Here is a 12,258-nt window from a genome sequence, read left to right as displayed (position 1 = left end):
CCGTCTGCATTTTAATCGGAGTTGTGACGGCGCTTGCCGGTTTATTGTTCGGCTTAATAGGCGGTCTGAATCCTTGGACTTTCGTCGGTATGGCTTCTGCAGTTCTCGGGGGTCTTTTGGCAGGTCTGGTTAGAAGATAAATATAAAATCTTTTGGGTTACTTTCCGATGGAATTTATATTGACTGGTAGATAAAACACAAATTCATTTTTTTCTACTTGCAACTGCTTTGAAATAAAGCAGGGATCCGTTTTCAAAAGGCAATGTTTCAAAGCTGAAATTATTGTTCTCAAACAAAGCTTTTAGATCTTCAATTTTATAAAGCGTCCCATGAATTTCCGCTTTAAGATTTTTTCTCTCCGGCACGGGGACGCTGCAATAAAATATTCCGTCTTCTTTGAGTATTCTGCTTGTTTCTGAAATAAATCTCTCTATATTATGGAAAAAATTCAATGAAAGATTGCATATTGCAATGTCAAAGGAATAATTCTGAAAAGGTGTGTCTAACGCGTCCACGCAGTAGAGTTCAAATTTATCAAATGCATATTTTCCCAGTTTTCTTTTTGCTAAACGAAGAAGACCAGGGCTTATGTCTAAACCAGTATATGAATTGTTGTTATTCAACAGTTTTATGATGTCTCCGCTTCCGGTCGCGAACTCAAGAATTGTTTTGTTTTCTATGTTTTCGTATATTTTCTCAAGAATCTTATAATGCTCTTTGAAGGAAGCGCTCAACCTTTTGGGGAAAACAGAATTTTTCATAATTTTATCATAAAGAAATGAAAATAAATCACCGAGCCAGGGTTTTTTCTTGATAATTCTGTTTTTGTCATCAAGAATGAAATTGATTCCATTTTTTCTGATGATTTTTACCGAATCCTTAATTTTATCCATTTTTTTCGCCTTTGAAACTTTGTATCATGCCACAATGGTAATCCGGTTTTGTTGCTTTATAGAATAGAATATCGATTCAGTGGGATGTCAATAATTTTCAGATAAAAGTTGATAGAGTTTATTGTATTTCTCATGGATCATTTTCCTGTCAAACTCCAAGAATTCTTTCAGCATATTATCTAATTCTTCATCTGAAAAGTATTTTTCGGTGTCAGGGAAAAAAACCTTGTCCTCTTTTTCTATATGTACCGGATAAAAATTTGTCAGAAAGGTCAATTTATCAATTATCGTCTCAATACTGCTTGAATCACCATGGATGAATTTTGTTTTTGCTTCGACAAGTTCTTTTACTGCTTTCCTCGCTGAAATATGCTCGTCTATCAGTTCCTGCATGCCCTTTGTGTCTTTGGCGTCAAGTATCTTATTTTCCAATTCTTTGAAAAGTATGTCTTCTTCTTTGCCATGGTGCGTACGGTCGGCGTATGTTCGGATAAAATCTACGATTGCGTCGATGAAAAGAGGATCGACAGATTTGTTTTTTTTGATAGATTCCAGTTCCTTTTCAGCTAATTTCAACATTTTTTCTATCAAACGGTGCTCTATCATCAGAGGTCCTCTTGGCTTCATTTATGCCTCCTTATAGTTGATGTTTATTTTTTTTATCCTGTTACAAAAAAGATCTGAAGATTCAAGATGTGGCATAATCCAATTTAATATTACATCCACAGACCCTTTTTATTTATAAGACGAGGCAATGCGTTTTTTTATTGTATTTATTTTTCTGTTTTACCATAAATCCACGGAATTTTTCGATCAGGTATTTAGGAGCAAGAGGTTATTTTTGGCCTTCGATTAAAACAGCGTCGCAGAGATAGTAATAATTTGGGCTGTATTTTTTTAATAATTTAAGGACAAGATATATATCTCTGTCGGGAAAGACCAAGCCGTAATAAGAGGGTCTGATGGTGTCTTCTTCCGCTTTTTTAAATTCCATGTATTTCATAAAACACGCGGCCGCATCGTCCCATAGTTCGACGGAAAACATTCCGTCGTAAATCATCGAATCAGGCAGTCCTTCAAATACTTCGAAAGTGAATACGAAGGACTGTCTACACTTTTGGGTTGGCCAAACACCGTGAAGCACTGCAGTGCATTCTATCAAGCCTGTTGTATCGTAATCGGGCTCGAAGAATTCGGGATAAACCTCGGAAAGGGATTTTATCGCGTCAGCGCTGTCAGGTGTATTCAAACCCCGGATTGTCGCAGAAAACAGTGACGAGGTGTCGGCTTGAAGTTCAAATATAAAATTATCCGTGTTGCTCAGGTAGGTGAATTTAACTGCGTACATGTATAATTTACCATCCTTAATCCCGCCGAACATGTTTACGTAAGGGAAAATTAAACCTGAGTCATTTTCAGCGAGTATATCCGTACTGTCGAAATTTTCAGATAAAAATGATTCTCGTGAAAATTCATGATTTTTGAAATTCATAGAGATGTATGAACTGTCCAACATTGAAAATTCGGCGCAGGCTTTATAGTGTATGGTGTCAGTTCCTGACGTGTCAACAAAGACAAGTAAATCCCATCCGTAAAGAGTCGCACTGTCTCCTCGGACATAAAGGTAGAAATTCTTTTTGAAGGAATCTTCCGAACTTTTATAAAGCCCTTCCGTGATCTGAGCAAATAAATTGAGATTCATAAAAATAAAAGCATAAAAGAGTAATAATTTCATTATAAACCTCCCTTTTTTTTATTTTATCTCTTTTCTGCCGTCAATAATAATAAAAAGAACTCTTAGTCTTGGATTGTCTGAAATGAAGTTGATTAAGTATATGAAATCCAGTGACATTGTTATATTAAGAAGATGCGGGTTTTGGGAGGCTTCAAAAAAAGAAGTTATTTTTTTTTAATCACAATTATTAAACGAAAGTTGTAATTTTCTACCCGTTGTTTTAAATTTCAATAAGATTAAAAAGAGAGGAGAATATGAAAAAACAGCACTATTTTTTATAGTTTTACCTCTTTGTTCTGAACACGGGGAAAAAACTGTTTTCGGGGGTTCGGCCCGTTACGACATAATTATCGGTTTAAGTTACAACAGGCAGACCAGCTGTTACGGTGAACAGTGCGGATTTAGCTCATATACATCAATCGGAAAATTCGACGACGTCAAGTTTGGACTTTCGATTTAACTCGCCTTCGACGCATGGTTTGAAGTGCCGGCGGGTCCGACGAGATCGCATGGTGTAATACCGATGTCACAGATAAATGGGACTGGAAAAATCGAAAGCTATGAAATAGCTTCTGTGTGGGAAACTCCGGGAAAAAGAGATTGCCCCTCAATCAGTCTCGGGTACTGGAGAATTCAGCCCTTTTCTGGATCTTCTCACAAAAGAAATGTATTTCAGCGAAGATTTCGATTAAAATCAGACGGGAAACGATATTTCAATCATACCAATTACCGAAACCCTCTATTTCCGGTATTGGGAGAATTTTTCCGTGGACGGTCATGAACTGCAATGGGAGTATCCGGATTTTGCTGTCGGTGCAGTCGAAAGCGGAGGATTCAAGTTCATGATTCCACTATTTAAGTAAAATCGAATCCTGCCTTTCAAGATAACAAGGTTTTTTTAATTTGCTTACTTAAGGAGGGGCGATGAAAATCTTGAAAATTGAAGCATTGCTGATCGCACTATTCGGTTTTGCGGTCCCATTGTTGGGATGGACGGAGATAAACGTCAACGACACCCTACCTGTCTGCGATGTTCAGTTCCTCAACGACACAGTGGGTTATTTGACACTCGATTTCGACGAAGTCTATGAAGACTCAAGCCGGTTGTACAAGACTACTGACGGAGGTGTTAACTGGAACGCAATTATTTTCAGCGACTGGTGTCACCAGAATTGTCTTTATTTCTACAATGAAAACTTCGGCTTTGCCGCAGGCGATATATGGGAACCCGCCGACAATCCTTTTTATCCTTTAGGAACTTTTGGTATGATTTTTAAGACAGAGAACGGCGGAGTTCAATGGGATACATTCGCATGGATTAACTCGGTTGAACCTGTGAAGAGAATATGCATTATAGACTCCATCCAATGCTGGACTCTAACCGAACATCATATTTGCCATACAGGCAATATATTTAATCCGGGCGTCATGCCACTTCAATATACTTTAACTAATGGATACTTTAAAAACTTATTCTTTCACGACTCATTCAACGGATACGCAGTCGGTATGAGCAATATTGCTAAGGGGATTTTGTATATGACTACCAACGGCGGCGATAATTGGATTCCGAATACCATCCTGACAGGAGATATCCCTCCATTGAGAAGCATTTTTTTCATCGATCAAAATGTCGGGTGGGCAGTGGGTTGGTATGGTTGTGTTTACAAGACAACCGACAACGGAGGGAGTTGGAATCAGCAGGTGTCAGGTGTGACGGATAATCTCGAAGATGTTTATTTCTTCAACGAAAACATGGGATGGATAGTCGGAGACGATGGGACAATACTCTACACTGATAACGGCGGGGTTGACTGGGGCAGTCAGAATTCGGGAACAAATCGCGACCTGAAGACAGTATTTTTTCTCGATTCGTTGAGAGGATGGGTCGGCGGAGACAGCGGGACGATTCTATGCACTCAAGACGGGGGAACGGCAGTCGAAGAAGAGCGCGTCGAGCTGACAGGTTCTGAATTTATGATGTCTCTAATGCCGTCAAACAGAACTTTGAATGTCTCTTTTCATCTGAACACTGACACTCATGCCGAGATATCTGTTTATAATATACTCGGACAGGGCGTCTTCTTTATGGCGCAAAAAAAGTATTCAAAAGGGGAGAATTCAGTCGAAATAGATATTGCGGATTTTCCTGCGGGTGTCTATTTTACGAACTTCAGAACTGAATGCTGGAAAGTAACGGAGACTTTTTTTGTGATTGAGTAATATATATTTGTACAGAACATTCATTCTTTTTTCTGTAAATATACAAGGTTCCAAATAACTCCGGTTTTGTCCATCATACCGGTAGTCCCCGCGGGGATATGAGGATTTTTTGTGGTCTTGTCAGTTTTGATAAAACTCATCAAATAAACATCTCCGATGACCAGAGAGTGAATGTTTTCGAACATATTTTCGCTTCCTACTGAAGCGCTCAAGGTGAATGTGCTGTCTATACCGGTCATTTCACCATCAATAACCTCCTGCAGTTCGCATCTATAAAGAGTTCCCCAGCCGATCGGGAGAGAGTTGATGATTTTTATTTCCAGCATGAGCGTGGATTCGGAGGATAAATTTGCCTGGGTCAATAAAAGTGTCAAAAAAATGAAGGGGAAAATAATTTTCATTTGTTCGCTCCTTTTGGAGCGACACAATTTTATACCATAAATCTCGGTACATGACATTTTTTGTGTATTTCCGGACCAATGAATTTTTAATGAGATGTAATTGTCAAAATAACAAGAGGCAATAAAAACCTTAAAAGACTAATTTAGCATGTTATTCCAAGAGTTGTTCATCAAATACTTAAAAATTCCAAATCAAATAAACAACTATATTCTGAACTAAATACCCATAAAATTTCTCAAAAGTTTTTATACGATGTTAAAGAAAAATAATTATATTGTCTGCTTCTAAAGCATAATCATGAATTTTCCTGTTTCTGTGGTTTCTGAATTGTTTAATCTGACGAAATATACTCCGGCGGATACGTCGTGACCTTGTTCATCCTTTCTATCCCAGTAAATTGTGTTGTAACCCTGGTTGAGGTTGACAAGATTTCTTTCCAGAATATTACAGCCAATTATATCGTAAACACTGAAATGTACTTGCCCCCCGGCTGGAGTGTAAATCCTGAATTCAACCCGATTGCTCTGGTCGGTCAGCGAAACCAAGCGAAATCCGCCTTTAGATGAATTTTCGACAGGGTATTCTTCGACCCCCATGGCTGGATTGTCGGCATCTACCATTACAATTTGGTCTGCCGCCTGTCTTGAAATCCAAAGTACTGGAGTCGGGTGGTATGTCGACTGCCAGTCGTAGGCAATGCCGGCGCAACCGTCCATGAAAAAAGTTCTTCCAGTAGGAGATCCGTCTGTGTTCAACTCCCAAACTGAATCGCTGTTCCATCCCCCGATCCAGAATTTCTGATTGAAAGGATCATAGGTCATCCCGCGCTGAGAGATATAAGTCCAGGCAGGATCTCCTATTGAATCGAGAACCGTGCCGGAGGGGACAGAAAACTTGATCGCCTGGTTTCCGCAAGCGGATCCAATCCCGATAAACCAGACTTCACCGCTTTGCCACCATTCGCTTCCATCTGCGCAATAAAGAGCTCCGCTCGGTTCGGTGCAAAATGCGTTGCCGGTCGCTGTTCCAGAAACCGTGTATTCTCTCGCAGTGTCGGGGGATATATGGGTTACCCAGAGGTTTTGATCAAAAGCGACCCCATAGGGACTAGCCGCGAAAGCGTCCGTCGCCCATTTGTTGATGATTGCGGGTACGAAAGGATCCAGAACAAAAACAGAGTCTTTCAGCAAGGAGGCTACGTATAAATACTGACCATCCCAGCTCAGTCCGCTCGGCCCGTCGATTCCCAGGGCAAGAACATCAATTGTAAGAAGAATGTCTCCCAGACCCCGGCCTGTGTTTTCTGTCAAATATATCGGTGGAGCGGGATCGAGAGGTGAATCGCCTGAAAAGGGATCTAAAGGGCAGGCGATTGCTGTAATCACTGAAATAATTGTGAAAAAAAGGCTCATGTCTCCTCCTAGGATTAAGTTTATTTGATGTAAGTGATTTTTCTGAAAAAGTTTTGACCGTTGGACAGAGCCCTGACGAAATAGACGCCGCTTTTTTCCGATTCACTGGGCTTCCATGTGAAGTTGCCCCGAAAGTTTTCAGCCCCATAAATTACTCTTCCGTCCAAAGCCACTATTTCAATTGATGATACTTCTGGAACTGTTATTTGACAATGTGAATAGAATGGATTCGGATAGGCGTTGATTTCAATGATTCGGGAAATGTTGCCCTGGGATTCATCCACGCCGGTGTAGTTGACAAGTTCAAGATAAGGGCAGAAGCCGGGTGAAGCTTCCCGTGAATAAAACTTGCTCCATTTACTTCCGGACAGACCTCTTAAAACCAGGCCGTAATTAGCCACGGACTCGTCGAGCCAGGAATTTACGAGTGATGTGATATCTATTCTGTGCCATCCATTGACAATAAAACTGTAACTTGCCCATTCTGTCGTCCCATGAGAAATGTGAACGTTTTCCGGCCAGGATTCGTTCCAAGTTTCAGTTATTGCGTATAATTTTACATTTGTAGGTGTTCCGCTGGGGCAGCCAAAAAATCTGTCAAGGTTTAAAAAAGCGCTGTCGACCTTCCCTCCGGTATATGCGGAAAGATCGAACATGATCATTATCCTCTGATAGTTGCTGAGGGGAGCGTAATCTGCCACCCATAGTTCCCCTACAGGGTGTCCTGTAGCATGGTCTGGGTCGGTAAACATGTCGTAGATTGGCTCGATTGTCTGTGAGTTGAGGGAATGTTCAACGGGGAAAAATAGCACCGATGTTATCGCAAATAAAATTTTCAAAATATTCATTTTTGCTCCTTGAGTTTAAAAATGCGTTTGAAGTCTGACTAAAACTCGGCTCGCTTCACGAGGTGTGTCTTCAGGAAAATTCAAAGATGTTTCGAAGTCAAGCCGCAGTTTTGTGTTCTCAGAACCGAGGCCAAAAGTCATCCCTGCGGTCAAATAAGTCCAGACATGTTCACCGTCGGTGTTGTTAGCTTTGTCCCAGGATTGGTACATCATGTAGGGTTGAATGAAGGGAAATATCTCCGAATTTATTTTTATTTTGTAACCGCCTTCAATATAATAAGCGCTCATCTGAAGGTCTTCTGATTTGACTTCAGGATATGAACTGAAAAACCCTTTGCCTGTATAGTATTCACCCCTTAAATTAATGTTGAAATCTTCATAGTCAAAACCGAATCCGCTTCTTGACGCTTTGTCCAATGTATTGTCGTATTCAAAATCCAGTTTCAGATCGTTGTAGAATCCTGCTAAAGAAAGACCTTGAATTGGCGTCCGAAAAACCATACCGGCGTTTATATCATGTTCTTTTTCGGCTGTGTTTCTCTGAGAGCCGTTAAGATAAGAGAGCTGGACGGAAAGGCCTGTTAAATCAGTCCAGTTGTAGTCCAAAAGGATAACTGCGCCCATGGGGTGGCATGACACCGAAAAGGTGTTGATAAAGCGCGGTTTTTCCGCGGTCAAAACCTCGGGGCATCCTTCATAGGCCTCGAAACCTCGCATAATATGCCCTTTGGAAAAACCAAATTTCACAAAATCAAAGGGTTTAAAGAAGATTCCGGCTTCCATCAAGCTGATTTGGCTGCCTGAACCCTGACAACTTGCGGCTCCTATTCCGAAATTATACTCGACATAATCGTTCAATTCGTCCTCGAATTCAACTGCAGCATAACGCATTTCAAAATTGTCATCCGGAACGAGGTATCCCAGAACGGTGTCGTCTTCCCCGAAATATGAATTGTATTGGATTGACAGAGTAGCGTGCATTTCCGGTAGATTTATATCTTGTGAAAAGAGGGATTTTGGTAAAAATAACGACAAGGTTATAAAAAAAAGGAACGAGCCGCACAAAAACAATTTTTCTTTCAAAGCTTTCATCTTTTTACTCCTGACGTTGTGTTTTTCATTGTCACTCAAGGTTTTGGGTTTTAAAAATTTTCATGTATTTCAACGCGTAGAAAAGAATTGCAATGAACACGGATAAAACGACAGAAAACGCAATCCAAAACACATTGTGACCGGTTGTAATCTGGAAAAACAAAGTTGCCACGATCCAAGCTACTATGGTTGAATATCCCGCGTTTAATAGTCCAAATGCGAGACCCATTTCCTTTGTTATTGCTCCGAAAGCCGCAACACAAGGGAAATAGAGTAAAATAAACAGAAGATAAGCATATGCCTGATATTTTCCCTTTGAAAAATATGTTTGGATTGACGAGAAGAGAGCCGCTTCCGCGCCAATCTCTTCGGCGAGGGTATCTTTGTCGCGAATTTTAACCAACCCCAAACCGAGGGGGTCAACTGCACTGCCTATAATTCCTTTTAGATTTATGGGCACGGATATAATGGCTTCTTTAATACTGCCCCAAAAGTCAAATTCTGACTGTTCTAAAGTGTTTTCTGAAAAACCCATCTGTTCATAGAGGGAATTCAGAGCGCCGACAACAGCTTCTTTGGCAAACAAACCGGTAAAGATACCCACCGTTGCCGGCCAGTTTTTTTGTTCAATACCTATGGGCTGGAACACAGGGGTTAAAAATTTTCCAACCGCTGCAAGAATAGATTTTTCGCTGTTCTCGTTTCCAATACTTCCGTCTGTGCCGAGAGAATTTAGTAAGCTCAGCACAATTACCACAAGAACGATCACCTGTCCTGCCCGAAGCAAAAAACCCTTAAGTTTTTCCCAAGTATGCAGCAATATATGCCTGAACCTCGGTCGGTGGTAAGGAGGGAGTTCCATGATCAAGTACGAAACTTCACCTCTGAAAAGAGTTTTTTTGAGCAACAACCCCGTGAGGATGGCGATGATTATTCCAGTTATGTAAAGAGAGAAAACGACCAATCCTCCGTTTTTCTGAAAAAAAACCGAGACGAAAAGAGCGTAAACCGGAAGTCTCGCTCCGCAAGACATAAAGGGGGTCATAAAAATTGTCAGAAATTTGTCTTTTTTGCTCTCCAACGTCCTTGTTGCCATTACAGCGGGAACAGTGCAACCGAAACCTATGAGCAACGGGATGAACGATTTCCCGGGCAAGCCGATAAACCGCAGAAAACGGTCCATAACAAAAGCGGCTCTTGCCATGTAACCGCTGTCTTCGAGGATTGAAAGCATCAAGAACATGAAAAATATTATTGGCACAAAAGTTGAGACTATTTGAATTCCTCCGCCGACACCGTTTGCCAAAAAAGTCGTCAGCAGAGAGGGAGTCCCGATTTTATCTAAAACGGTGCCCAATCCATCGACGAATACAGTCCCGAACAAAATATCAAAAAAATCTATAAAAGCTCCGCCTATTGTTATTGTCGTCCAAAAGACGACAAGCATCGCCGCAAGAAATACGGGTATACCCCAAAACCTGCTCAAAACAATCCCGTCAATTCTTTCGGTGAATGTCGTTTGTGGCTCAGCTCTTTTTAAAACTTTTTTAGATATTCCATGTATGAATCCATAACGGTGATCCGCGCAAATTACATCTGGTGTATCTTTTAATATGTTCTCAATATTGCTTTGCTCTTTGAGTATTTCTCTTTCGGTAAAACCGTCGTTTTCAAACACTTTTCTTTTCAGCCATGCATCGTTTTCCATGAGTTTTAAGGCAATCCACCTCGAGTCAATAGACATAGCCATGGATGTTTTGGTTGTTTTTTCCTGCCATTTCGATATCACTGATTCAACTTCGTTTGGATATTCCACTTCGACATTTGATACTTTTGGGTCTGAGATTCTTTTCATAACTTCAATCTTAACTTTTGCTATATCATCTTGTTGAACGGCGCTGATGGCCATAACGGGTAAATCGAGCAATTTTGAAAGACCTTTGATGTCTATTTCCATCTTTTGTTTTTCAGCGAGATCCATCATGTTCAGGACAAGTAAAACAGGAATTTTCATCTCGATGAGTTGGGTCGTCAGATATAGATTTCTTTCAAGGTTTGTCGCGTCGACGATATTTATGATGATGTTCGACTCTCCGCTCAAAATATAGTCTCTTGCGATCTTTTCGTCTTCTGAATGCGCGGAAAACGAGTATATTCCAGGCAAGTCGACGACCGTGACCGCGATTTTGTCTTTTTTAAAACTTCCTTCTCTCTTTTCAACCGTAACGCCGGGCCAGTTTCCGGTCTTGATGTTCCCGCCAGTGAGGCCATTGAAAAGCGTTGATTTTCCGCAATTTGGATTTCCTACTATTGCAATGGTGTCATTCATGGTAATTTTCTCCGGCCAAGATCAAAATATCCGCTTCATCTTTTCTCAGTGAAAGTTTGTAATTCAACACTGAAATTTCCACGGGGTCCCCGAGAGGAGCGCGTTTCAAAAGGGTCAACACAGTTCCTTTCGTAAGCCCCATTGAAAGCAGTTTTTGTCTGTATTTTTCACCTTTTTTTTCATAACCGACTATGACTGCCTTTTCGCCGATGGATAAATCACCGATTTTTCCGATCAATTTTCCTCCTGTTGTATAAATATTAGTTTTAACTAACATTGCGGCAAAAAAAATTGCCTCTTCGTGTTTTATATTAGACGGGACTAACATTATGGTTAAAATTTTTTTTCTTCTATGATTTTTCAATTTCTGCTTTTTTGACATAAGATTCAAAAAACTTTTGCCATTTTCCTATATCAATACCGTTTTTTTTATCGAAGAGGTCAACGAACAATGAAAGTCTATCAAGAGAAATTTCGCTCAAAACATGTTCTATTCTGTGAGCGTCTTTTTCAGCGAATTTATGGGGTGTCCCCAGAAAATCGTGCAAAATTCTGTACAATATGTTGTGACGAAACAGGATTTGGTTTGCCTTAATTCTCCCTTTTTCAGTTAGAGTTATATCTTCGTATTTTTCATGTTCTACAAGTTTTAGGTTTTTAAGTTTTTTTATGGCAAATGTCACAGAGGGTTTTTCAACGTCTAGCTCGTTGCTTATGTCAGTTATTCTTACCTTGCCGTTTTTTTTACAAATTTCGAATATCGTCTTCAAATAATCCTCTAAACTCGAGCTCAAAGTAATCTGAAATTTTCTCTCTTCCATATTAGACTTCACTAACATATTTTCAGTATCATGTCAATAATTATTTCAGTTAATTATATTATGATTCGTAAATGTGTATATTTACATAACATAAAATCATTATCTGGATAAAAAACAAAAAGTGATATTAAACTAACTTAGAGCGAAGAATGTTTTAAATTCATTTGAAAAAGAAAATCCGGTCTGCCTTCACGGTTTGATTTGCCAAATATTATTGCCGCTGTATATAATCCAGGATGTTGTCAAAGAAGTAATTATGACCGTGACTTAAACAAAGCAACTGTATTTTCGGTCTCTTCATCTTCGCCAATTTAAAAGGAGTGTTCCCTTTTTTTGGTTTTCAGCTTTGACATCCGCGCCTTTGCGGAAAAGCAGTTCAGCAATTTCTATAAATCCTTTGTCCACGGTTAACATAAGCGGAGTATTTTCGACTTTGTTTTTTGCGTTGACATCGGCCCATTTTTCAAGAAGAAGCACAACGAGATCTTAATAACCTTTATCTG

General features: G+C 40.0%; 12 protein-coding genes. 1 reads left to right on the top strand and 11 read right to left on the bottom strand.

What is annotated here, in order from left to right; genetic code table 11:
* Positions 1-203: 203 nt before the first annotated feature.
* From JXA84_09840 to JXA84_09830, 3 genes are all read right to left on the bottom strand, one after another.
* A complete protein-coding gene (locus JXA84_09840; protein MBN1151503.1) occupies positions 204-893 on the bottom strand; it encodes a class I SAM-dependent methyltransferase in 690 nt (229 codons plus the stop codon).
* An 87-nt stretch (positions 894-980) separates the two neighbouring features.
* Positions 981-1,520, bottom strand: coding sequence for a hemerythrin domain-containing protein (locus JXA84_09835; GenBank protein ID MBN1151502.1), 540 nt, complete (start codon positions 1,518-1,520; stop codon positions 981-983).
* Positions 1,521-1,728: 208 nt separating this feature from the next.
* Complete coding sequence (locus tag JXA84_09830) at positions 1,729-2,595, bottom strand: hypothetical protein (GenBank protein MBN1151501.1); 867 nt, start codon at positions 2,593-2,595, stop codon at positions 1,729-1,731.
* Between the two features lie 957 nt (positions 2,596-3,552).
* On the opposite strand from JXA84_09830, the gene JXA84_09825 reads away from it, so the two are divergent.
* The gene (locus JXA84_09825) at positions 3,553-4,851 is read left to right on the top strand and encodes a T9SS type A sorting domain-containing protein (protein ID MBN1151500.1); all 1,299 of its coding nucleotides are present in this window, start codon (positions 3,553-3,555) and stop codon (positions 4,849-4,851) included.
* 20 nt (positions 4,852-4,871) lie between these two features.
* Here the strand turns inward: JXA84_09825 and JXA84_09820 are convergent, their stop codons facing one another.
* The 8 genes from JXA84_09820 to JXA84_09785 form a co-directional block, all read right to left on the bottom strand.
* Entirely contained in the window at positions 4,872-5,252 is a 381-nt protein-coding gene (locus JXA84_09820) for a hypothetical protein (GenBank protein MBN1151499.1), read from the bottom strand.
* A gap of 285 nt (positions 5,253-5,537) precedes the next feature.
* The gene (locus tag JXA84_09815) at positions 5,538-6,665 is read right to left on the bottom strand and encodes a T9SS type A sorting domain-containing protein (GenBank protein ID MBN1151498.1); all 1,128 of its coding nucleotides are present in this window, start codon (positions 6,663-6,665) and stop codon (positions 5,538-5,540) included.
* A 20-nt stretch (positions 6,666-6,685) separates the two neighbouring features.
* Entirely contained in the window at positions 6,686-7,513 is an 828-nt protein-coding gene (locus JXA84_09810; protein ID MBN1151497.1) for a DNRLRE domain-containing protein, read from the bottom strand.
* 15 nt (positions 7,514-7,528) lie between these two features.
* Entirely contained in the window at positions 7,529-8,605 is a 1,077-nt protein-coding gene (locus tag JXA84_09805) for a hypothetical protein (protein ID MBN1151496.1), read from the bottom strand.
* Positions 8,606-8,636: 31 nt separating this feature from the next.
* Positions 8,637-10,934 (bottom strand): Fe(2+) transporter permease subunit FeoB, encoded by a 2,298-nt coding sequence (feoB, locus tag JXA84_09800; protein MBN1151495.1) that lies wholly within the window; start codon positions 10,932-10,934, stop codon positions 8,637-8,639.
* Positions 10,927-11,211: a ferrous iron transport protein A gene (locus tag JXA84_09795; protein ID MBN1151494.1), complete on the bottom strand. Its 285-nt coding sequence runs from the start codon at positions 11,209-11,211 to the stop codon at positions 10,927-10,929. The genes feoB and JXA84_09795 overlap by 8 nt, the downstream gene beginning before the upstream one ends.
* Positions 11,212-11,284: 73 nt before the next feature.
* Positions 11,285-11,704 (bottom strand): metal-dependent transcriptional regulator, encoded by a 420-nt coding sequence (locus JXA84_09790; protein ID MBN1151493.1) that lies wholly within the window; start codon positions 11,702-11,704, stop codon positions 11,285-11,287.
* Positions 11,705-12,052: 348 nt separating this feature from the next.
* On the bottom strand, positions 12,053-12,232 hold the full coding sequence (locus tag JXA84_09785; protein MBN1151492.1) for a hypothetical protein: 180 nt from the start codon (positions 12,230-12,232) through the stop codon (positions 12,053-12,055).
* Positions 12,233-12,258 lie beyond the last annotated feature (26 nt).

Source organism: candidate division WOR-3 bacterium (genome assembly GCA_016926475.1).
Taxonomy (GTDB): Bacteria; SDB-A; SDB-A; order SDB-A; family SDB-A; genus JAFGIG01.
Note: the sequence above shows the minus strand (reverse complement) of the source record. Positions and strands in the feature narration are given on the sequence as shown.